Genomic DNA, 23,505 nt, shown 5'->3' on the forward strand with positions numbered 1-23,505 from the left:
GAGCGGGAAGATGAATAGCATTTTATTAGCGCTCCAATTTTTCACGTCGCTACCTGTCCATAAAGAATTGCCGCTTGGGAAAAAAGAAGTGTCCGGTATGTACATCGCGTTGCCGTTCGTCGGTGGAGCAATCGGTTTACTACTAGCAGGCGTTGCGTATATTACGAGTGATTTCAATAGTTTCCTTTCGGCGGTACTGATTTTGCTAGCAGGTCTCATTGCGACTGGCGGTTTGCATGTAGACGGTTTTGCGGATCTCGGCGATGCATTCTTTTCCTATCAAGATCGTAAAAAACGTCTGACCATCATGGATGACCCGCGGCTCGGCGCATTTGGCACATTGTCGTTACTCGTTTTACTTTGCTTGAAAATCGGTTTATTCATGGAAATTCTACAGCTTGTAAACGGTTGGGCATTGCTTGTTGCGGTGCCGGTTCTCTCTCGTGCCGCTTTAGTAGCGTATTACACACTAACGAAAACCGCAAAGACAAGCGGCATTGCGTACTTTTTTAAACAACAATTCCTAAGCGGACGGATGCTAGTTGCGTCGAGCACCATTACTATCGTGACGATTATTCTGCTAACTATTCAATTGCGCTCCATTTTATTACTCCCCATTATGCTACTCGTCATATGCTTGTCGATCTGGCTTTATCATCGCTGGACGATCAAACATTTCGGAGGCGTCACAGGGGATCTATGCGGAGCATTCATTGAAGGAATGGAGGTGCTCTTATGGCTCGTCCTTATCGTATATTTCTCGTTCGGCATTTAAAGACGATTGCCAATGAACAGCGAGTTTATTGTGGATGGACGGATAGCGGATTAGTGTCACTAGAAGGCGAGGCCATTGAATTACCAGTAGCTGTCCAACAGGTAATTGGAAGTGATTTGATCAGAACCCGTCAAACCGCGACCATTTATTTTCCACAAGCAGAATTTGCAGCTGATCTACGCTGGCGGGAATGTCATTTCGGGGATTTTGAAGAACAGACGTATGATCAGTTGAAAAATGACCCCGACTATCGCAACTGGCTAGACGATTCATGGAACATCCCACCGCGCAATGGGGAAACATTGCAACAAGTAAAGTCACGCGTGTTGGATGCATTAGCTGAGTTGCCGAATGAAGCGGTCGTCGTGACGCATGGCGGCGTGATTCGCGTAGTGCTCGATACATTCACACAAAACCATCGTTCGTTTTGGGAATGGAACGTAACGAACGGATCCATTTGGCAACTCGAATGGGCTAGCGAGAAAGAATTCAAGGAGGGGAAGCCATGCACGTCTTTATCGGAGGTGCCTATAACGGCAAAACGGATTATGTGAGACGTTGGATTGGCGATACGGCAGCTTGTTTCTGTACAATGGATACAACAGCAACCGCTAAACCCGGTGAATCACTCATCATTTCGGATTTGCATGAGTGGCTAAAGACTACAGACATAACAGAAAGAGAAGCAAGCAATGCCGTGCGAGAAATCAGCGACCCGAACACCGTCTTCATTTTAACGGAAATCGGGCGGGGCATTGTGCCAATTGATGCACAGCAACGCGAACTCCGCGATCGATGTGGCCGTTTGTATCAGCAATTATTTGCAGAAGCGACAACTGTTACAAGAATCTGGTATGGTATTCCTCAAACAATTAAAGGAGTGAAGTGAAATGAAAATCTACACAAAGACTGGCGATAAAGGTACGACAAGTTTAATTGGTGGACGCGTCGCAAAAGACGATTTGCGTGTCGAAGCATATGGCACGATCGATGAACTAAATTCATTCATCGGTAAAGCAATGACGGAACTAGACGGGGAGAAGTTTGCGGATATCCTGACTGATCTTGAAACGATCCAAAATGAATTATTCGACGGTGGTGGAGACTTAGCAAACGTCATGAAAGAGCGTCATTACAAGCTCGACGAAGAACCTATCACTGTTCTAGAAAACCGAATCGATAAGCTAATGGAAGAAGCGCCCGAACTAGAGCGCTTCATTCTCCCTGGCGGCTCACCAGCGGCTGCGACATTACACATCGCGCGCACGGTCACACGCCGCGCAGAACGGGTGACCGTCACATTGATGAACGCAGCAGACGACGTATCACCCGTCGTGGGGCGCTATTTGAACCGTCTGTCAGATTACCTATTCGTGGCGGCACGCATCGTGAACGCTCGACTCGGCATTTCAGACAATGAATATGTCCGTAGCGCAAAAGTATTCCGCACGAATGTGAAAAAGGATAAGTGATCATACGTAAACAGGGACCCCTGATAATTCCAGAGTCCCTGTTTTTTATGGCGCGCTCAATCAGTCGGGGTATCCGCTCAATCCGTTCCGGTATCCGCTCAATGTTGGTGTCTAAGCGCTCAATGTCGATGCAAAACCGCTCTATCAATCCCCGCATCCGCTCAATGTCGACGCCTAAGCGCTCTATCCGCCCCGTCATCCGCTCAATGTCGACGCCAAAGCGCTCAATCCGTCCCGGTCTCCGCTCAATGTCAACGCCTAAGCGCTCAATCCGTCCCGTCATCCGCTCAATGTCAACGCAAAACCGCTCAATCCGTCCCCGCATCCGCTCAATCACAACGCCAAACCGCTCAATCCACACAATCACTTCAAACCCGAATCACATCATACAGTTCCATAAACTCTTTCTTACGCAAAATCTTCGGCACAGGATACAACGGGTTCGCTTCCGCTGAGGCGCGTTTAACCATTAGTGGAATATCTTCTACCATAATCCCATCCATTCGCTCCGGAATATTCATCGCATGATTCAACGCTCGAATGGCCTCAATGAACTTCTCAGCTTTCATTCGCTTCGTATCCGAATGATTTGTAACGCCAATTAAATCAGCCAACTCGGAAAGGGGAGTGTATACAGTTTTGCCGTAATACTCAAGTACGTGTGGCAAAATAATCGCATTTGCTAATCCGTGTGGTACGTTGTAAAATCCGCTGAGCGTGTGTGCAATTGCATGGATATTGCCGACATATGCTCGAGTAAATGCTTTACCGGCCAAATAAGAAGCTCGTTGCATATTCGTTCGCGCGGTCAAATTATCTCCATTGCGATAGGCTTCGTATAAATTCGTGAACACGAGTTGTACTACTGCCCGGCTATCATTCCACGTGTCTTTCGTATTACTGTTGCCAATATATGCTTCGACTGCATGAGTTAAGGCGTCCATTCCGGTAGCTGCGGTAATCGCTGGCGGCAACTTCATCGTCAACAATGGATCGAGTACAGCATAATGAGGGATCAGTGACGTGTCATTGATCGCATACTTCTCATGCGTCTCACTATTTGTCACTACCGCAGCGAGAGTCGCTTCACTTCCGCTTCCCGCTGTCGTAGGTACCGTGAACAACGTGGGGATTCGCTTGCGCACGTGGAATAAGCCTTTCAATTCGGGAATTTGTTTCTCGGGCCTCGCAATTCTTGCACCTACTGCTTTTGCACAATCAATCGGAGAACCGCCACCGAACGCAATTAATGCTTGACATTCATTCGCTACGTACAAACCTCGTGCTTCTTCAATGTTGACTATTGTAGGATTTGCGACAGTTTGGTCATATACCAAGTATTTGATACCGAGTGAATCGAGACCGAGTAGCATGACGTCTAGTAAGCCGAGTTTGGCGATGTTGCGATCTGTAATAATGAAAACATTATCCAGTCCAAGACTTTTCACTTTCCCCGCAAGGCCTTCCACACTACCAGGTCCAACTAGTAACTCAGGCTCTCGCCAAGGTAAAAAGTTCATTCCCACTTTGAGCCCTCTTTGAAATAATCGTGCATACACTCGCTTCATAACAAAACCCCTTTCTATTGTTAGCAACACATTATGAAAACGTTAGCATGAAGTGGTTAAATTTGCTATATTGAGTTACAATGAAAAAGAATATTCCTATTAGTTTGATAGTAATGTTATACTAGTTGTATAGAGCATAGATTTTCTCTAATTTGGAAATTCTAGCCCCTAGGTAAATTTGTAAATTAAAGTAATGTAGAATAAAGCCTATAAGGGCGGGCTTAGATGATAGAATAATGTTAATAAATAAAAAAGTACTTGACAAAAAGACCTTTCAACCATAGTGAGAAAATAAAAAATAAACTTATAAAAACAGTTGACTGAATGATCATTCATTATTACACTATACATAGAATATAATTGAAAGCGGTTTCTCAAAGGGAATCTCAAGTAGAAGAAATGGAAGGGGAATAAGAGATGAATATATTACTCATCGCAAACTGGATATTATTTGTAGCAGTCGTCGTATACGGCTTTGGTCTATTCCTATACTTATTAAAAACTCGCTACGAATTCATCCGACTGGGGAGAAAAGAAGAGTTCGACAATGACGTCAAAGCGCGTCTGAAGAAAATTTGGGTATACGTATTCGGACAAAAGAAACTACTGAAAGATAAAAAGAGTGGGGCCATTCACGTCATGTTCTTCTATGGTTTCCTACTCGTACAATTCGGGGCAATTGATCTGATCTGGAAAGGATTAAAGCCCGGATCACATCTGCCACTCGGCCCATTGTATCCGGCATTTACATTCTTCCAGGAAATCGTCGTATTCGTTATCCTAGTAGCGGTCGTATGGGCGTTCTATCGTCGTTATATGGAGAAACTAGTGCGTCTGAAACGCGGCTGGAAATCGGGTCTAGTTCTGATATTTATTGGACTACTTATGATTTCTACACTTGTTGCTAACGGCGCGAATATGATTTGGCATAATGAAGGCACTACATGGACAGAGCCAATGGCATCGATCATCGCAACAGTATTTAGCGGTGTTCCGACAAGCGTGGCCGTAGCGATATTCTTTGTCGGCTGGTGGGTACACTTACTGACATTGCTGACGTTCCTAGTGTATGTACCACAATCTAAGCACGCACACTTGATCGCAGGTCCAGCAAACGTGTATTTCCACCGCTTAGATCATGCGGGACGTTTGAAGCCAATCGATTTTGAAGCACTTGAAGAAATTGAAGACGAGGACGAAATGCCGCCACTTGGTGTTGGCAAGATCACGGATTTCACACAAGCGCAAATGATCGATTTCTATGCATGTGTAGAATGTGGACGCTGTACGAATATGTGTCCGGCAACGGGTACAGGTAAAATGCTGTCACCAATGGACTTGATCACCAAGCTCCGCGACCACCTAACAAACACCGGTGCAGTCATGACGAAACAACAACCGTGGGTACCTCAACTAATGTTTAAAAACTCACAAGGAAATCAATTGGCACTCGCTGCTACGGCAGATGGAATGACAATTGATGAACTATATAGTCCTTCATTAATCGGCGACGTCATTACAGAAGAAGAGATTTGGGCATGTACGACGTGCCGTAACTGTGAAGACCAGTGTCCGGTAATGAATGAACACGTAGATAAGATTATCGATCTTCGCCGTTATCTGGTGATGACGGAAGGAAAGATGGATGCGGATGCACAGCGCGCGATGACAAACATTGAACGCCAAGGTAATCCATGGGGACTTAACCGTAAAGAGAAAGAAAACTGGAGAGACGCACGTCCAGACTTGCACATCCCAACGGTGAAGGAAGCAAAGAAAGCAGGAGAAGACTTCGAATACTTACTATGGGTTGGTTCTATGGGTGCGTTTGATAACCGCTCACAGAAAATCGCTCTATCTTTCGCACATTTATTGAATGAAGCAGGGGTAAGCTTTGCGATTCTCGGTAACAAAGAGAAGAACTCCGGAGACACACCACGTCGTCTCGGAAATGAATTCTTATTCCAAGAGCTCGCAACAGCGAATATCGCGGAATTCGAAAAAGCGAACGTATCGAAAATTGTGACGATCGATCCGCACGCTTACAATATCTTCAAAAATGAATATCCAGATTTCGGTCTGCAAGTCATCGTTAAACACCATACCGAGTTGCTTCATGAACTGGTCATGGCAGGCAAGCTAGTACCGAAATATGCAATCGATGAAGTCATCACATTCCACGACTCTTGTTACTTAGGTCGCTATAACGACGTCTATGATCAGCCGAGAGAAATTCTAAAAGCGATTCCAGGCGTTCAGTTAGTAGAAATGGAACGTAGCCGTGAAGAAGGTATGTGTTGTGGAGCAGGTGGCGGTATGATGTGGATGGAAGAAGATACAGGCCAGCGCGTCAACGTAGCTCGTACTGAGCAAGCGCTTGAAGTTAGCCCAGGAATCATTTCATCTGGCTGTCCGTATTGTTTGACCATGTTGTCTGACGGAACGAAAGCGGTTGAAGTCGAAGAACAAGTCGGCACATATGATATTGCTGAACTATTGGAACGGTCGATCTTTGGAGAATTCCAAACAATCACTGAGCCTGAAGAAGAAGTGGTAGAAGAAATAGTAGTTGTGGAAGAAGTAGTAGAATCGAAGGAATTGATTTCGGAGCCTGAGTTAGCTGTAACGGTTGAAACAGGGGATGAAACATCGAAAATCGGCGATGGAAAAAGGAATTAAAATTATTGCGAATATCGTGTCAATACCGTACAATTAAGTTATCTAAAACGCTAACAATTGAATGAACTAAACAATAAGAGGGGCTATGCACCCTCTTATTTAGTAGTCATGTATCGAGCGAGCGTTCAGTCAGCATATAAACTAGGGGGAATGGGAAAATGAGAACAGTTATTTTACAAGGTGCTAGAACACCATTTGGAAAATTAAGCGGTGCATTGCAATCACAAACAGCAAGCGATCTAGGGGGCATTGCGATCAAAGAAGCATTGGCCCGTGCTGGCGTACAAGGCGATCAAGTGGATGAAGTGATTATGGGGACTGTTTTACAAGCAGGGCAAGGGCAGATTCCTTCACGTCAAGCAGCTGTCAAAGGTGGCATTCCATATGGCGTCAAAACGGAAACGATCAATAAAGTATGCGCTTCCGGAATGCGCAGTATCACACTTGCTGACCAGCTAATTCGTCTTGGTGATGAGACAACAATTGTCGCAGGCGGTATGGAATCGATGACCAATGCACCCTATTATGCAAATGTCCGTTCAGGTTTGAAAATGGGCGATAGCACATTGGTAGATGGCATGATTTATGATGGATTGACGTGTTCATTCTCCGAAGGCAATGTTCACATGGGCACATACGGAAACAGGACAGCAAACGACTTCTCAGTAAGCCGTGAAACGCAGGACAAATGGTCATTACGTAGTCATGAACGCGCACTGGAAGCGATGGAAAAAGGAGTGTTCGCAGAGGAGATCGTTGGAGTTAGCATTCCTCAACGGAAAGGTGATCCAATCGTTGTGACAGAAGATGAAGGCCCACGTAGAGGCAGTTCACTTGAAGCATTGGCGAAACTACGCCCAGCGTTCGGTAAAGACGGTAGTGTCACAGCTGGAAACGCACCCGGCATTAACGACGGTGCATGTGCTGTAGTGTTAATGAATGAAGACGAAGCGAAAAAGCAAGGCAAAGAACCGCTTGCTGTTATTCTAGGTCACGCGGAAGTAGCCATCGAACCGGAACGTTTCCCAGAAACACCAGGTCACGTCATTAAGGCATTACTTGAGAAAACAGGGAAAACAGCAGACGACATTGATTTATACGAAATCAATGAAGCATTCGCAGTCGTTGCGCTCGCAAGCTCACAAATTGCTGGACTGGACGAAGAAAAAGTGAACGTCAATGGTGGCGCAGTCGCACTAGGTCACCCAATCGGTGCAAGTGGAGCGCGTGTTGTACTTACATTGGCGAATGAACTAAAACGTCGCGGTGGTGGAATCGGTATCGCAGCAATCTGTTCAGGTGGCGGCCAAGGCGATGCGATCATGATTGAAGTACCCAAAACTAACTGAGCGGGGGCATTCCAGATGACAATTGAAAAAGTATTTGTAATTGGCGCAGGACAAATGGGCGGAGGAATTGCTCAAGTCTGCGCACAGGCGGGCTATCAAGTAACTCTTCATGATCTCAATGAAGAAGCATATGACCGAGGTTTTAAAGTCATCACGAAAAACTTAACGCGCAACGTGGAAAAAGGCCGTATGACTGAGGAAGAGAAAGAAGCCGTCCTCGGTCGTTTCACAAAATCACTAGATATGCAAAATGCAAAAGATGCCGACATCGTCATCGAAGCGGCAGTTGAAAATATGGCAATCAAAACAAAGATCTTCGCAGAGCTAGATGAGATCACACCGGAACATACTATTTTAGCGACGAACACATCTTCATTGCCCATCACGGAAATCGGTGCGGCTACAAAACGTCCAGGAAAAGTAATTGGTATGCACTTCATGAATCCAGTACCAGTCATGCAGCTTGTCGAAGTCATCCGAGGACTTGCAACAGATGATGATGTCTACGAAGCAGTTGAAGAGATGACGAAAAAGCTCAACAAAACACCTGTTGAAGTAAACGATGCACCAGGCTTTGTCGCAAACCGTGTGTTGATGCCGATGATCAACGAAGCGATCTTCACATTATACGAAGGTGTCGCAACGAAAGAAGCGATTGACGATGTTATGAAAATGGGGATGAATCATCCGATGGGGCCACTGCAACTGGCAGATTTCATTGGACTCGACACATGCCTCTACATTATGGAAACATTGTATGAAGGATTCGGCGACTCGAAATATCGTCCATGCCCATTGCTACGTAAATACGTCAAAGCAGGTTGGCACGGCAAAAAAACAGGGCGCGGTTTCTATTCATACGAATAAATGAATTAAGTTGAAAGCAAGAGGTGAAAAGGATGGACTTTACATTAACAGAAGAACAACTAATGATGCGCCAAATGGTTCGTGATTTCGCAAAAAACGAGATCGAACCTTGGATTCCACGGATGGAAGATGGGGAATTTCCACGTGAACTACTAGAAAAAATGGGTGAGCTCGGATTGATGGGAATTACAGCACCTGAACAGTATGGAGGTTCAGAAATGGACTTCTTGTCATATATCATCGCAATTCACGAACTATCAAAAGTCAGCGCCGTCATGGGAGTCGTGTTGTCTGTTCATACTTCTGTTGGAATGAATCCGATCCTCTACTTTGGTACGGAAGAACAAAAGAATCGCTACTTGCCAAAAATGGCATCCGGTGAATACTTGGGTGCATTTTGCCTGACAGAAGCATCGTCCGGATCAGACGCAGGTTCATTGAAAACGAAAGCGAAGCGAGTCGACGACCATTACATAATCAATGGCTCGAAAATGTTCATCACAAACGGTGGGGAAGCGGACGTCTACATCGTCTTTGCTAACACCGCTCCTGAAAAAGGAACGTATGGCATTACCGCATTCATTGTTGACCGGGATACACCGGGATTATCTATAGGCAAAGATGAAAAGAAAATGGGTCTAAACGGCTCGCGAACCGTCGCGCTTAGCTTCGACAATATGAAAGTACCTGTGGAAAATAGACTGGGTGAAGAAGAAGGCGGCTTCAAAATCGCCATGGCCAATCTTGACGTCGGTCGAATCGGCATCGCCGCTCAAGCGTTAGGCATAGCAGAAGCCTCACTAGAAGCTGCCGTTGCCTATGCAAAAGAACGCGAGCAATTCGGCAAACCCATCGCAGCCAATCAAGGCATAGGCTTCAAACTAGCCGACATGGCCACCGCAACAGAAGCGGCTCGACTACTAGTCTACCGCGCAGCTTGGCTACGTTCAGAGGGTAAACCATGCGGCAAAGAAGCGTCCATGGCCAAACTATTTGCATCCCAAGCCTCCGTAGATAACTCCATAGAAGCCGTCCAAGTATTCGGCGGCTATGGCTACACGAAGGATTATCCAGTAGAACGTTACTTCCGCGACGCGAAAGTATGCCAAATCTACGAAGGCACAAGCGAAATTCAAAAAGTAGTCATCGCCAAACATCTAACAAACTAACGTTAGAAGCGCTTAGGGGAGTGCAATGCGCGGTTCAGCCACACTTTGGCACTGTCAGCACAAACTACGCCATGGCAACCACCGCAACTTACTATTTTCAATGACGTTCTTTTGCTTCACCAGTATAAAATTAGGGATTGGAGCGGAAGAAGGGGCGACTCCTGGGGATTAGCGTGATCTTGAGACCCCAGACAGATGCCTTAATTTCTGCAAAGTACGCAGAAATACGGCAAAGCGAACCCTTCGCTGTTCGCTTGGCTCAAGATTGCGCCCCCGGAAAGCGTCCCCTTCTGTAGCTCCAATCCCCAAACCACAAACTAACATCAAGCGTTACTATTTCCAATGAAACTTTCATTAATCAAACAAAAGGGTGGGAGAACAATGGACTTTAAATTATCAGAAGAACACGAAATGATTAGAAAAATGGTACGGGACTTTGCACAAAAAGAAGTAGCACCAACTGCAGCACAACGAGATGAAGACGAAACTTTCGACATGGACATCTTCCACAAGATGGCCGAACTTGGACTTACAGGCATTCCATGGCCGGAAGAATACGGCGGCATCGGTAGCGACTACCTAGCCTACGTCATTGCAGTAGAAGAACTATCTCGTGTTTGCGCATCTACAGGTGTCGTCTTGTCTGCACACACGTCTCTAGCAGGATGGCCACTATTCAAATACGGTAACGAAGAACAGAAACAAAAATACTTACGTCCACTTGCGGAAGGTACGAAGATGGGGGCATACTGCCTGACAGAAGCAGGTTCAGGATCAGACGCAGGCGGCATGAAAACTACAGCGAAGCTTGACGGTGACGACTACGTGCTAAATGGCTCGAAAATCTTCATTACAAATGGCGGGATTGCTGACACATATATCGTGTTTGCTGTAACTGATCCGGAATCCAAACATAAAGGAACAAGCGCATTCATTGTAGAAAGCACTTTTGAAGGATTCTCTGTAGGTAAGAAAGAAAAGAAAATGGGAATACGTTCTTCGCCGACAACAGAAGTCGTATTAGATAACTGTCGCGTGCCAAAAGAAAACCTTCTTGGAGAAGAAGGGGACGGATTCATTATCGCAATGAAAACGCTCGATGGCGGACGTAACGGAATTGCTGCTCAAGCAGTGGGTATTGCACAAGGCGCACTTGACGCTGCTGTCGATTACTCGAAAGAACGTACACAATTCGGCAAGCCGATCGTGGCCAACCAAGGCATTAGTTTTAAATTAGCAGATATGGCGACAGCGATCGAAGCATCTCGTCTGTTGACATACCAGGCTGCATGGCTCGAATCTAACGACTTGCCATACGGTAAAGCGTCTGCCATGGCGAAACTAATGGCTGGTGACACAGCAATGAAAGTCACAACAGAAGCCGTTCAAGTATTCGGTGGCTACGGTTATACAAAAGATTATCCAGTGGAGCGCTATATGCGTGACGCAAAAATCACGCAAATTTATGAAGGTACTCAAGAAATTCAACGTCTCGTCATTTCTCGTATGCTGACGAAATAACAGGAGGTCTAATGCAATGCCGAAACATGAAGTGAAATCTACCGTCAAAGATGAAGAACTTATTCAGAAGCGACGCGCACAAATTAGTCGGGGCGCTGTGAAATTATTTATCGACAAAGGATTTCACCGAACGACTACACGTGAAATCGCCAAAGAAGCGGGCTTCAGTATTGGCACATTATACGAATATATTCGGACAAAAGAAGATGTTCTGTATCTTGTCTGTGACAATATTTATAATGAAGTCAATGTTCGTTTATCTGAGCACGATAATAATGACAACACGGTAGAAGGGCTACGTGTGGCGATTGCACGGTATTACGAAGTCATCGATCAAATGTCGGATGAGTTTCTCGTCATGTACCAAGAGTCGAAATCGTTACCGAGCGAAGCGCTTCGGTATGTACTTACTAAAGAACTAGAAATGGTCGAGCAATTTGAGACGATCATACGGAAGTGCATGGAAGCTGGGAATCTACGCATCGGACCGGATGAAGTATCATTGATCGCGCATCATATCCTCGTTTCGGGCCAAATGTGGTCATTCAGAAGATGGGCACTGCGCAGAGAATATACTTTACAACGCTACATTGAGATACAAACTGATCAAATTATCAAAGGTTTAGAGAAATAAATAACTTGCGGATTCCGCCATGGAGATATTCGTGGCGGTGGTCAGCATGTACGGAAGGTGGAAGGCAAATGGTAACTGAGGAAATCTATAAACCGAAACACCATATTCGTTTCGTGACGGCATCTAGTTTATTCGACGGGCATGATGCATCGATCAACATCATGCGCAGAATATTACAGGCAACCGGAGCGGAAGTTATTCATCTCGGACATAATCGATCTGTTGAGGAAGTTGTAAACGCTGCCATTCAAGAAGATGTACAAGGAATCGCTATGTCTTCCTACCAAGGCGGTCATGTGGAGTATTTCAAATACATGCATGACTTGTTGAAGGAAAGAGGCGCTTCCCATATTAAAATATTCGGTGGTGGTGGAGGAGTCATCATCCCGAAAGAAATCAAAGAGTTGCATGAATACGGTATCGAATGGATCTTTTCACCGGAAGACGGTCGGAAACTAGGTCTACAAGGTATGATCAATAAAATCATGGAACTATCGGATTTCTCCACGACTCCCGAAAGCGAAGAGGCTAACCTGGAACAACTGACAGCAGAAACGCCAGGTATCCTAGCGAATTTAATCACGTACGTAGAAGAAAACCATTTGAACAAAGATGAAGCGACGAAGCAATTACTCGATCGCGCACGCGCCATGTCTAAACAAACGCCAGTACTAGGGATCACAGGTACGGGTGGTGCAGGTAAAAGTTCATTGACGGATGAATTAATTCGTCGTTTCTTGCGTGAGTTCCCTGACAAAAGAGTGGCAATCCTTTCTGTAGATCCAACGAAGCAAAAAACGGGCGGTGCTTTACTTGGCGACCGGATTCGTATGAATGCAATCTTTAATAACCGTGTCTACATGCGTAGTCTGGCAACACGTGGATCACGTTCAGAGTTAACAACGGCTATCCATGATGTCCTTGATATCACAAAAGCGGCTGGCTATGACTTGATAATTGTAGAGACGAGCGGAATTGGGCAAGGAGATGCACGCATTACGGATGTATCCGACGTTTCGATGTACGTGATGACGAGTGAATTTGGAGCGCCGACACAGTTAGAGAAAATCGATATGATCGATTTTGCTGACTTAATTGTTATCAATAAATTTGAGCGAAAAGGTTCGGAAGATGCATTGATTCAAGTACGCAAACAATATCAACGTAGCCATTTGCTATTTGATCATGATCTTGACACGATGCCTGTATATGGCACGATTGCAAGCCAGTTTAACGATAAAGGCACCAACACACTTTTTGCAGCGCTTGTTGAAAAACTCAACAATGCAACGGATTCTGATTGGACGACAAGTTACACAGACTTCGTGACGAATCAAAAGCAAACCGTCATTATTCCGCCTGACCGTAGCCACTACTTGCGTGAAATCGCCTCAACAATCCGTAACTACCATGCGAAATCCAAACAGCAAGCAGAGCTGGCACGTCGCGTATTCCAACTTGAAGGTGCGATGGAAGCGGTGAAAGAAGCAGATTCCAATGAAGCGTTACTAGATTCATTGAATAGCTTGAAAGAAGGCGTCGAAGAGCAATTAACAAGCGAATCGAAGCGTGCTTTGAAAAACTGGGGGCCTTTGAAAGAGTCTTATGAGCAGGATGAATATGTCGTGAAAATACGCGACAAAGAAATCCGTACGACGCTTAATACTGTGAGTCTATCTGGCTTGAAGGTGCCGAAAGTAGTATTGCCACAATACAAAGATTATGGTGAAATTCTACGCTTTGTATACAGTGAGAACGTTCCTGGTTCATTCCCATACACTGGAGGCGTCTTTCCATTCAAACGTGAAGGCGAAGATCCGCGCCGTCAGTTCGCTGGGGAAGGAACACCTGAACGTACGAATCGTCGTTTCCATTATGTCTCAAAAGACGACGACGCAAAACGTTTATCCACAGCGTTTGACTCTGTAACATTATACGGAGAAGATCCCGATGAGCGTCCTGATATCTACGGAAAAGTTGGCGAATCAGGCGTGAGCATTTGTACACTTGAAGATATGAAAAAGCTCTATGACGGCTTTGATCTTTGTTCGCCTATGACGTCTGTTTCCATGACAATCAATGGACCGGCGCCAATTATTTTAGCAATGTTCATGAACGCCGCAATCGATCAGCAAGTACGTAAAAAAGAAGAAGAACTTGGACGGACACTTACTGTCGCAGAGTTCACTGAAGTACGTGAAATGACATTCCAAACAGTTCGTGGAACAGTACAAGCGGATATTTTGAAAGAAGACCAAGGGCAAAATACATGTATCTTCTCTACAGAATTTGCATTGCGTCTAATGGGCGATATCCAACAATATTTCATCGATAAAAAAGTTCGTAATTACTATTCTGTATCGATTTCGGGCTATCATATCGCAGAAGCAGGTTCGAATCCGATTTCCCAGCTAGCGTTCACACTGGCAAACGGCTTCACATATGTGGAATATTACTTGAGCCGTGGCATGCATATTGACGACTTTGCACCGAACCTGTCGTTCTTCTTCTCGAACGGCCTGGATCCCGAGTATACGGTAATCGGTCGCGTGGCGCGTCGCATTTGGGCGATTACGATGCGTGACAAATACGGAGCGAATGAACGCAGTCAAAAGTTGAAATACCATATTCAAACGTCTGGCCGTAGTTTGCATGCTCAAGAAATTGATTTCAACGACATCCGCACCACGTTACAAGCATTGATGGCGTTGCAAGATAACTGTAACTCGCTCCACACGAATGCATACGACGAAGCCATTACGACACCGACAGAAGAATCTGTTCGTCGTGCGATGGCAATTCAGATGATCATCATGAAAGAACACGGCTTGTCGAAAAACGAAAATCCGCTTCAAGGGGCTTACATTATTGAAGAAATGACAAGTCTCGTGGAAGAAGCGGTATTACAAGAATTCGATCGACTGAACGACCGGGGTGGTGTACTTGGCTCTATGGAGACACAGTACCAGCGCGGCAAGATTCAGGAAGAGTCGATGTATTATGAAATGAAAAAACACTCAGGAGAGTTACCGATCATCGGCGTCAATACGTACTTGAATCCGAATCCGCCATCTGAGGAAGATATCGATAATATGGAGTTGGCCCGTGCGACACAACAAGAAAAAGAGTCCCAAATTACCAACTTGCGCGCTTTCCAAGCCCAGCATGCTGACGAAGCAGACCAAGCGCTTGCTGATCTTCAGGAAGTGGCGATTACAGGAGGCAATGTATTCGCTGAGTTGATGAAGACTGTGCGAGTAGCCAGCCTTGGACAAATTACTAACGCACTTTATGAAGTAGGCGGGCAGTACCGCCGTAATATGTAACGCATCTCAAGAGGGGATGTCACAGAAGCCATAACTTCTGGCGGCATCCTTTTTTTTATATGGGATTAAAGTCAAAGTCAGAGTGTAGGTGCATGGGCTAAATGCATGGGATTGCAACTCCAGCTGGGGACGCGTTCCGGAGGGCGTGGCTTAAGCCAAGTGAACAGCGAAGGGTTCGCTTTGCCGTATTTCTGTGTGCTTTGCAGAAATTAAGGCATCTGTCCGGGATCTCAAGGCGCACGCTGATCCTCCCGGAGTCGCCCCAGCTTCCGTTTCAATCCTTACGAAGGGAGTGGGAGGACACAGAATACTAACTAGATATGGAATGTGAAATACTTTTGTTTCTGGTCTTATTTAAGGTCAAGTGCAGAATAGATTTTGAAACTGGTTATAGTGGGTGGAAATTAGTAGCAGAGACTCTCATTGCAAGGGATTGGCGCGTAGGAGGGGCGACTCCTGGAGGATCAGTTCGACAGGTGAGACAACCAAGGGAGCTTGCGACTGGTTGGCTCACCGCGGACGCTCAGGAAAGCGTCCCCTCCGAAGCGCAAATCCCTTACTGAACACTAATTCCAGCCACTTTATTTTATGTATCCTATGAAACCCAACGCGTTGTATAAAATTCATTCCTCGTCAAAGTGGATAATTTAGTAAGTTAGTCAGTATAATAAGAACAACAAACAAAAGGGACGTGCTGAATGTGAGATGGTACTATCATGCAATTATAATAGCTCTTTTAACTACACTTACACTCATCTTCTACAGCAGCGGACTCGGCGTAATCCCTTTTACCTTTACGGCGGTCTACCTGGGGTATTTGACCATTACGGAGTATAGAAATATAAAGAGAAGTAAAAGAATGTAGCATATTGGTAGAAATAACGTATATAATGTACACTATGCTTATATGCTACAGGACAAAAAACGTCGATCGACCAAATCATTAACTGACTTGGTCGGTTCAGCGTGTGATTGATAGAAGAAAGGACGTGCCATACATTGAATATCCATGACATGACAAAAGAAGAACTTTTGGAAGAATCGTTAATCAACATTACGCACCAAGTACTGACAGAGCGACGTGAATCCCTTACGTTGGCGGAATTGATGGAAGAGTTCCGTAAACTTACAGGTATAACCGAGAAAGAATTGAAAGCGAAAATGCTTCAATTTTATACAGACCTAAACATCGATGGTAGATTCCTTGCGATCCAAGACAGCCGTTGGGGCTTACGCGAATGGTATCCAGTGGATCAGATCGAAGAAGAAACTGCACCTGTCGTAAAAGTGCGCAAGAAGAAAAAGAAGAAAAAAGATTATGACGAAGATGATATCGAAGATGAAGATGATGACGAAGAAGAAATCTTCGATGAGGAATACGTTGAACTTGGCGAAGAAGATGACGCAGACGACGAAGAAGAGGAAGAAGAGGAAGTAGTCGAAATCGATGAAGATTTAATCGATCCTGACGACGACCTGGAAGTTATTCCTGAAGTAGAACTCGATATCGATGAAGAAGATGAAGATGAAGAGGAAGAAGAAGAAGAGTACGAGGAAGAGAAATAATTTCTTGACTTTTAGTGCCCAAAAATATAAGATTTGGATGGGCTCCTGAAAAGGACACATAAATTCGTGTATACGCGCTCCTAATTGTAGTTACGCTACAAACGGGGCGCTTTTTTGATTGTATATCGACCCTAATAGCTTGGAAAAAGAATAAATGGAGGCACTACACATGACAAAATATATTTTCATTACAGGCGGCGTCGTCTCTTCTTTAGGTAAAGGTATTAACGCGGCATCACTCGGACGTTTACTCAAGAATCGCGGTTTGAAAGTAACGAACCAAAAATTCGATCCATATATCAATATTGATCCACGCATGATGAGCCCGTACCAGCACGGGGAAGTTTTCGTAACAGAAGACGGAGCGGAAACGGATCTGGACATCGGTCACTACGAGCGTTTTATCGACATCGAATGTAACCGTTACTCCAACGTAACGATGGGGAAAGTGTATGATCTAGTATTGCGCAAAGAACGCGCTGGCGAATACAACGGAGCAACAGTTCAAGTAATCCCTCATATTACCAATGAAATTAAAGAATTGATCAAACGTGCGGGCCAAACATTGAACGCGGATGTTGTTATTACGGAAATTGGGGGAAGCGTAGGGGATATCGAATCATTGCCATACCTTGAAGCTATTCGCCAATTGAAAACGGACCTTGCGAAAGATGACGTCATGTACATTCATAACACGCTCATTCCATATTTGCATGCAGCTGGGGAAATGAAAACGAAGCCGACACAGCATAGTGTGAAGGAATTGCGTAGTCTTGGAATTCAGCCGAATATGATCGTTGTGCGAAGCGAATATCCAGTACCGCAAGAAATGAAAGACAAGATCGCATTATTCTGTAATATCAAGCCAGAAGAAGTGATCGAAGCACTTGATGCGGAAACTCTATATGAAGTACCTCTTCGTTTGCATGAGCAAAACATGGATCAGCTAGTCGTCGATTACTTGGGTCTTGAAACACCACAGCCTGAACTTTCGGAAGTGGAAGACTTAGTGAGATTGGTTAAGTCACTAAAAGAAAAAGTAACAATCGGTTTAGTTGGGAAGTATGTAGAATTACAAGATGCATACATTTCAGCAGTAGAAGCGATGCGTCACGCTGGATACGCGTTCGATGCAGACATCGATATTAAGTGGATCAACTCGGCGGATCTGACTTCTGAAAACGTTGCGGAACTTCTTGGTGACGTAGATGGTATTCTGGTGCCAGGTGGCTTCGGAGATCGTGCAATCGATGGTAAAATTGAAGCGATCACGTATGCACGTGAACAGAAGATTCCATTCTTTGGTATCAGTTTAGGTCTACAGTTAGCAGCTACTGAAATCGCACGTAACGTCATCGGTCTGAAAACAGCTCATTCACTTGAGTTCGACACAGAGACGGAGCACCAGATTACGACATTCCATCCGGATTGCCGTACAGCACGCGAAGCAGACAGTACATTGCGCTTAGGTGCTTATCCATGTAAAGTAGCCGAAAACACGAAGGCTTCTGCTGCATATGGCGAAGAGTTAGTGTACGAGCGTCATCGCCACCGTTATGAAATGAACTTGGCATACCGCGCGCAATTGGAAGAGGCAGGGTTCATCGTTTCTGGAATTAGTCCGGACGGTCGCTTGATCGAAATTATGGAGATGAAAGATCATCCATACTTCGTCGCTTGCCAGTTCCACCCAGAATTTGCTTCCCGTCCAAATCGTCCATCACCACTGATCCGCGATTTTATCCGCGCGGCGCTTGAGCATAAAAACTAAAAAAAATGCCCACAGAAGATTTTCTTCTGTGGGCATTTTTGACTTTATATATGACTAGAGATAAGAAAGTGGAGTGAGTGCATGGGATTTCCGCTCCAGATGGGGACGCGTTCTGGAGGGCGCGGCCCAAGCCAAGTGAACAGCGAAGGGTTCGCTTTGCCGTATTTCTGTGTACTTTGCAGAAATTAAGGCATCTGTCCGGGGTCTTGAACTCGCGCTGATCCTCCCAGAGTCGCCCCCATCTTCCGCTACAATCCTACTTTTGTAGTGGATGGATGTAGACGACTTACTGGAAGTAGTATGCAAATATTCTTTAGCTCTAAACTTAGTTCAGTTCAAGTTCAAATAAAAGTCCAACAGAAAAAGTAATTACAATCGGAACTTCAATGGACCCTGATAAGTATCACCCATTCACATTGCAAGGAATTGGAGCGAGAGCCGTAACGAAGGACGGCTTTTGCGAGTAAAAGCGCAGCGAAGGGGTGTGGTTCACCGCCCACCCATAAGACACGCGTCCCCTCCGTAGCGCAAATCCCCACCCTAACACCACTGCCAGCCTATCCCAGATTAAAGCCCGTCTTCTTCATCCGCCAACATATCATCAATCGACAGCTTTACCGCCTCATACACAAACAACGCAGCAAGCGCGTGGGGTTGTACGATTCTTTCGCCCGTAGGACCTGGAATCAATCCTTTTTTCAAACCTGTCGAAATATACGTGTAGGCAAGAGAAGCGAGTTCATTATCGTCATCATCCTTATCGGCAGCCAACACAGCAAACGGGATGAATTGATCTGCAAGCTTCCGTGCTAGCTCAAGCGCCTCTGGGCGATCTGTCTTTCGCACAAGTAACCATACGCGATCCGCCGTCGTCAGCTCTAACTCTTTTGTATAGCGAATAGCTCCATCCAACGGTTCGACACCATCTAGTGCAGTTGCAGTAACAGCCGCCAATTCATCAAAAGCTGCCAAGACGATTCGTCCTTCGCCTACTACCGCTTGCGCCAATAAACGAGCAGTTTCTTCCATTGACTCTTCTTGTCCTTCTGCTATTCTTTCCAGTAGACCCCTAATTTGTGTAGTCAATATTTTCATGAAAATCCCTCCAAAAGCTCAGTATAAGTGAGAAAAGAAAGAAGTGCAAAATAGTTGACGAAAAATAGAGGAGTTTTTAGAAATTTCTTGAATAGTAAGACATATACAAATAGAAGCATTAGTGAATTTCTATAAATCGGGAATCACTATATACTTATAATAATAATAGGATTAAACCGATGGAGTTAGATCAAATATGTAAAATAAGGTGATCGGGATGGGGGAAATTTGGATGAAGCATTTATTAATTGTGGATGACCAACCAGGGATTCGATTATTACTGGAGGAAATCTTCAAACCAACAGGAATAATGACAGCGCTTGCATCAAATGGGAAAGAAGCGTTAGAAATAGTTCAGAAACAAAATCCAGATTGTATTTTACTTGATATGAAGATGCCCGGTATGAATGGGGTCGAAGTACTACGAGAAATCCGAACCCTCTCACCTGACGCAATTGTCATGATGATGACGGCGTACAGTGAAATTGAATTACTAGAAGATGCCAACAAACTTGGTATTGATCAGCACTTTACCAAGCCGTTTGATATATTCGAAGTGCGTGATAGTGTCTTAAAAAGGTTGGAATCACTAGACGGCTGATAGTAGTAATCAGCGTATGAATTTGATATGCTAGTGGATAGAAATTAATATAATAAAAACACATAAAATTCGTGGGAAACTCAAGGAGGAATTTAATATGCCGCTGGTCTCGATGAAGGAAATGATGATTCAAGGTAAAGAGCAAGGATATGCAATCGGTCAATTTAACCTGAATAACCTGGAATATACGCAAGCGATCTTACAAGCAGCTGAAGAAGAGAAATCACCTGTTATTTTAGGTGTATCAGAAGGCGCTGCACGTTATATGGGCGGATTCAAAACAGTCGTTATGATGGTCAAAGGATTAATGGAAGACTACGGGACGACTGTGCCGGTAGCGATTCATTTGGATCATGGTTCTAGCTTTGAGAAGTGTAAAGAAGCGATCGAAGCAGGTTTCACTTCTGTTATGATTGATGCATCTTCTAAATCACTTGAAGAAAACATTGAAATCACGAAAAAAGTGGTAGATTTCGCGAAGCAACATAATGTATCGGTAGAAGCTGAACTTGGCGTAGTAGGCGGTCAAGAAGACGACGTGATTGCAGACGGCGTTATTTATGCAGATCCAGCTGAATGTAAAGAGCTTGTAGAAAAGACAGGTATAGATTGTCTGGCACCTGCACTTGGTTCTGTACATGGACCGTATAAAGGTGAACCGAATCTTGGGTTTGAAGAGATGGAAGAAATTTCACAACAAGGAGATATTCCACTTGTGTTGCACGGAGGTACAGGTATTCCGACGAAGGATATCCAACGTGCCATTTCACTTGGTACGTCTAAAATCAACGTCAACACAGAAAATCAAATTCAAGGAACACAAGTTGTGCGCGACGTCTTAAACGAAGATTCCGAAGTCTATGATCCACGTAAGTACCTTGGACCAATGCGCGAAGCGATTAAAGCTACAGTAATCGGCAAAATGCGTGAGTTTGGTAGTTCAAAGCAAGCGTAATTACAGAATTTCGATAGAACAAAGGAGGAGCGCAATATGTCTCCTTCTTTTGCTTTTTAGCTAAATAAATAGCCAACAACTAGGAGGACAACACACGTGAAATTTTTTATAGATACAGCCAATTTTGAGGAAATTAAAGAAGCGCATAGCTGGGGGATCATCTCTGGTGTCACGACCAACCCATCGCTTGTTGCGAAAGAAAATATTTCATTCCATGACCGCTTGAAAGAAATTACAGCACTCGTACCGGGTTCTGTCAGTGCGGAAGTAATCGCTCTAGATGCAGAAGGTATGATTGAAGAAGGGCGCAAACTTGCGGCACTTGCAGAGAACATCACGGTGAAATTACCGATGACACCTGAAGGGTTGAAAGCTTGTTCTGTATTTGCAGCAGAAGGTATCAAAACGAACGTTACTCTCGTTTTCAGTGCTAATCAAGCCTTGCTTGCAGCTCGCGCAGGCGCGACATACGTTTCACCGTTCATCGGACGTTTAGACGACATTGGCCAAAATGGTGTTGAATTAATCGAAACGATCTCGGATATCTTTACAATTCACGACTTAGATACACAAATTATCGCAGCTTCCATCAGACATCCACAGCATATTACGGCTGCCGCACTGGCAGGAGCGCATATTGCAACAACTCCATTCAACGTACTTCAGAGTCTGTTTGCACATCCATTGACAACTAAAGGAATTGACCAGTTTTTGAAGGACTGGGAAACCAGAACGAATAAGTGATAGAACAAAAGGAGCTTGAAATGGACGTTTATAAAATCAAAGGGGGAAAACGACTGCAAGGAACGATCAGAGTGAGTGGAGCGAAGAACAGCGCAGTGGCACTTATTCCCGCTGCTATTCTAGCTGACTCACCTGTTACAATTGCAGGTCTTCCCGAAATTTCAGATGTCTATACATTGCAGGCGCTCGTCGAAGAAATCGGCGGCAAAGTGGAAATGAAAGATGGCACGATGATTATCGATCCAACTGAAATCATTTCTATGCCATTGCCTAACGGTAACGTCAAAAAACTTCGTGCATCCTACTATATGATGGGAGCGATGCTTGGCAAGTTCAAGCATGCAGTCATCGGATTACCTGGAGGTTGTCATTTAGGGCCACGTCCGATTGATCAACACATAAAAGGCTTTGAAGCACTTGGTGCAAAAGTCGAAAATGAACATGGCGCTATTTATTTGCGTGCAGATGAGTTGTATGGCGCGAAAATTTATTTAGACGTCGTCAGCGTGGGAGCTACGATTAATATTATGCTGGCCGCTGTTAAAGCAAAAGGTAAAACGGTTATTGAAAACGCTGCGAAAGAACCTGAAATTATTGATGTTGCGACTTTGCTTTCCAATATGGGCGCGAATATTAAAGGTGCAGGAACGAACGTTATTCGAATCGAAGGCGTAGAAACCTTGCACGGTACGAAACATACCATCATTCCGGACCGTATTGAAACAGGTACACATATGATAATGGCAGCTGCAATTGGAGATGGCATCACAATCGATAATGTCATTCCGTTGCACGTTGAAGCTGTTACAGCGAAACTTCGTGAAATGGGCGTGAAAGTAGAAGTCGGTGAAGAACAGATTTTCATTCCGAAAACTGAAAAACTTCATGCCGTCGATGTGAAAACTCTCGTCTATCCGGGGTTCCCGACAGACTTGCAGCAACCATTTGGCGTTTTGTCGACACAAGCAGAAGGTTCATCCATTCTGACAGACACGATCTATCCAGCACGTTTTAAACAAATCGATGAGCTTCGTCGAATGAATGCTGACGGTAGAGTAGAAGGTCGATCAGCCATCATAACAGGACCAACAGAATTGCAAGCTGCAACAGTGGAAGCTACAGATTTACGTGCCGGCGCTGCGCTATTGATTGCGGGCTTATTAGCAAGCGGAGAAACAGAAATTCATGAAATTGAACATATTGAACGTGGATATGGCGACATTATTGAGAAGCTGCAAAATCTCGGTGCCGATATCAATAAAGTAAAAGTGCTCACTCCATCTTCAATTTCTGAGTGACGCAAATTGTCAAAACGTGTATAATGGACTCAAACGACACATCCATTACGTAGAAAGTAGCCGATGGATGCGGACGTAGGCAAATGAAAGGTAATACGCAATACGCGCCTTACCG

At 44.8% G+C, this 23,505-nt stretch carries 19 protein-coding genes; 17 read left to right on the top strand and 2 right to left on the bottom strand.

All coding sequences use genetic code 11. The features are described from left to right. The first annotated feature begins 10 nt into the window (after positions 1-10). Genes cobS through CSV70_RS00285 form a run of 4 tightly spaced genes read left to right on the top strand, consistent with a single transcriptional unit; the run spans position 11 to position 2,247 of the window. Positions 11-775 (top strand): adenosylcobinamide-GDP ribazoletransferase, encoded by a 765-nt coding sequence (gene cobS, locus CSV70_RS00270; protein WP_099661049.1) that lies wholly within the window; start codon positions 11-13, stop codon positions 773-775. Further along, complete coding sequence (locus tag CSV70_RS00275; RefSeq protein ID WP_099661048.1) at positions 736-1,329, top strand: histidine phosphatase family protein; 594 nt, start codon at positions 736-738, stop codon at positions 1,327-1,329. Before cobS ends, CSV70_RS00275 begins: the two co-directional genes overlap by 40 nt. Then, on the top strand, positions 1,281-1,664 hold the full coding sequence (locus tag CSV70_RS00280; protein ID WP_099661047.1) for a bifunctional adenosylcobinamide kinase/adenosylcobinamide-phosphate guanylyltransferase: 384 nt from the start codon (positions 1,281-1,283) through the stop codon (positions 1,662-1,664). The genes CSV70_RS00275 and CSV70_RS00280 overlap by 49 nt, the downstream gene beginning before the upstream one ends. Before the next feature lies 1 nt (position 1,665). Next, positions 1,666-2,247: a cob(I)yrinic acid a,c-diamide adenosyltransferase gene (locus CSV70_RS00285; RefSeq protein ID WP_085132680.1), complete on the top strand. Its 582-nt coding sequence runs from the start codon at positions 1,666-1,668 to the stop codon at positions 2,245-2,247. A 368-nt stretch (positions 2,248-2,615) separates the two neighbouring features. On the opposite strand, the gene CSV70_RS00290 is transcribed toward CSV70_RS00285, so the two are convergent. Continuing rightward, entirely contained in the window at positions 2,616-3,815 is a 1,200-nt protein-coding gene (locus CSV70_RS00290; protein WP_099661046.1) for an iron-containing alcohol dehydrogenase, read from the bottom strand. Positions 3,816-4,232: 417 nt separating this feature from the next. Between CSV70_RS00290 and CSV70_RS00295 the strand changes: the two genes are divergently transcribed. The 9 genes from CSV70_RS00295 to CSV70_RS00340 all read left to right on the top strand — a co-directional run bounded on the left by CSV70_RS00295 (position 4,233) and on the right by CSV70_RS00340 (position 18,697). Next, a complete protein-coding gene (locus tag CSV70_RS00295; RefSeq protein ID WP_099661045.1) occupies positions 4,233-6,494 on the top strand; it encodes a (Fe-S)-binding protein in 2,262 nt (753 codons plus the stop codon). A 158-nt stretch (positions 6,495-6,652) separates the two neighbouring features. Continuing rightward, positions 6,653-7,843, top strand: coding sequence for an acetyl-CoA C-acetyltransferase (locus tag CSV70_RS00300; RefSeq protein ID WP_099661044.1), 1,191 nt, complete (start codon positions 6,653-6,655; stop codon positions 7,841-7,843). Positions 7,844-7,858: 15 nt separating this feature from the next. Further along, a complete protein-coding gene (locus tag CSV70_RS00305; protein ID WP_085132683.1) occupies positions 7,859-8,710 on the top strand; it encodes a 3-hydroxybutyryl-CoA dehydrogenase in 852 nt (283 codons plus the stop codon). A gap of 32 nt (positions 8,711-8,742) precedes the next feature. Then, positions 8,743-9,879 carry an acyl-CoA dehydrogenase gene (locus tag CSV70_RS00310; RefSeq protein ID WP_099661043.1) on the top strand — a complete coding sequence of 379 codons (1,137 nt, stop codon included), beginning with the start codon at positions 8,743-8,745 and terminating at the stop codon, positions 9,877-9,879. Between the two features lie 381 nt (positions 9,880-10,260). Next, positions 10,261-11,400 carry an acyl-CoA dehydrogenase gene (locus tag CSV70_RS00315; RefSeq protein WP_099627783.1) on the top strand — a complete coding sequence of 380 codons (1,140 nt, stop codon included), beginning with the start codon at positions 10,261-10,263 and terminating at the stop codon, positions 11,398-11,400. Between the two features lie 16 nt (positions 11,401-11,416). After that, positions 11,417-12,034, top strand: coding sequence for a TetR/AcrR family transcriptional regulator (locus CSV70_RS00320; protein WP_099661042.1), 618 nt, complete (start codon positions 11,417-11,419; stop codon positions 12,032-12,034). Between the two features lie 68 nt (positions 12,035-12,102). Further along, complete coding sequence (icmF, locus tag CSV70_RS00325) at positions 12,103-15,360, top strand: fused isobutyryl-CoA mutase/GTPase IcmF (RefSeq protein ID WP_085132687.1); 3,258 nt, start codon at positions 12,103-12,105, stop codon at positions 15,358-15,360. A gap of 999 nt (positions 15,361-16,359) precedes the next feature. Then, the gene (rpoE, locus tag CSV70_RS00335) at positions 16,360-16,926 is read left to right on the top strand and encodes a DNA-directed RNA polymerase subunit delta (RefSeq protein ID WP_099661040.1); all 567 of its coding nucleotides are present in this window, start codon (positions 16,360-16,362) and stop codon (positions 16,924-16,926) included. Between the two features lie 169 nt (positions 16,927-17,095). Then, positions 17,096-18,697 (top strand): CTP synthase, encoded by a 1,602-nt coding sequence (locus CSV70_RS00340; protein ID WP_085132689.1) that lies wholly within the window; start codon positions 17,096-17,098, stop codon positions 18,695-18,697. A 567-nt stretch (positions 18,698-19,264) separates the two neighbouring features. On the opposite strand, the gene CSV70_RS00345 is transcribed toward CSV70_RS00340, so the two are convergent. Next, complete coding sequence (locus tag CSV70_RS00345) at positions 19,265-19,792, bottom strand: DUF2529 family protein (protein WP_099661039.1); 528 nt, start codon at positions 19,790-19,792, stop codon at positions 19,265-19,267. A gap of 232 nt (positions 19,793-20,024) precedes the next feature. On the opposite strand from CSV70_RS00345, the gene CSV70_RS00350 reads away from it, so the two are divergent. From CSV70_RS00350 to CSV70_RS00365, 4 genes are all read left to right on the top strand, one after another. Beyond that, a complete protein-coding gene (locus CSV70_RS00350) occupies positions 20,025-20,393 on the top strand; it encodes a response regulator (RefSeq protein ID WP_085132691.1) in 369 nt (122 codons plus the stop codon). Between the two features lie 97 nt (positions 20,394-20,490). Further along, positions 20,491-21,348 carry a class II fructose-bisphosphate aldolase gene (locus CSV70_RS00355; RefSeq protein ID WP_085132692.1) on the top strand — a complete coding sequence of 286 codons (858 nt, stop codon included), beginning with the start codon at positions 20,491-20,493 and terminating at the stop codon, positions 21,346-21,348. 96 nt (positions 21,349-21,444) lie between these two features. After that, positions 21,445-22,092, top strand: coding sequence for a fructose-6-phosphate aldolase (gene fsa, locus CSV70_RS00360; RefSeq protein WP_085132693.1), 648 nt, complete (start codon positions 21,445-21,447; stop codon positions 22,090-22,092). Positions 22,093-22,112: 20 nt separating this feature from the next. After that, positions 22,113-23,390, top strand: a complete 1,278-nt coding sequence (locus tag CSV70_RS00365; protein WP_085132694.1) for a UDP-N-acetylglucosamine 1-carboxyvinyltransferase — start codon at positions 22,113-22,115, stop codon at positions 23,388-23,390. Positions 23,391-23,505: the final 115 nt, after the last annotated feature.

This window comes from Sporosarcina sp. P25 (assembly GCF_002743235.1).
Classification (GTDB): Bacteria; Bacillota; Bacilli; order Bacillales_A; family Planococcaceae; genus Sporosarcina; species Sporosarcina ureae_B.